At 62.3% G+C, this 284-nt stretch carries 1 protein-coding gene; it reads right to left on the bottom strand.

What is annotated here, in order from left to right:
- Nucleotides 1–284, bottom strand: a 284-nt coding sequence (locus ACRHNM_RS16630; RefSeq protein WP_431137737.1) for a DUF937 domain-containing protein, incomplete at both ends; no start/stop codon positions are given.

The following is a 284-nucleotide window of genomic DNA, read 5'->3' as shown; positions in this document are numbered from 1 at the left end:
CAACCGAGGAGGCGTCCATCCCGGATTTCTGGCTCAGAGCGCTTTCCACGGCCGGCTGCTTGCTTCCCAGGATATGGCCGAGAATCCCGGCGCCGTCCCGCTTCACCTCTGCGTCCACACCCCCGCCAAACAAACCGCCCAGGTCGTCCAGGATACCCCCGGAATGTTTTGAGGAGAGGGCGCTCATCAGGCCCTGGGCCCCGTCCGGAGTAGACACGTTTTTCTTCATGGCCCCCATGAGCAAGGGCATGGCCATGCTCAGTACATCAGCCGTTTGGTCTTCG

It is taken from the genome of Psychroserpens mesophilus, from assembly GCF_050617655.1.
Classification (GTDB): domain Bacteria; phylum Bacteroidota; class Bacteroidia; order Flavobacteriales; family Flavobacteriaceae; genus Psychroserpens; species Psychroserpens mesophilus_A.
The sequence above is the reverse complement of the archived record's forward strand: the minus strand, read 5'-3'. Positions and strand labels throughout refer to the sequence as shown.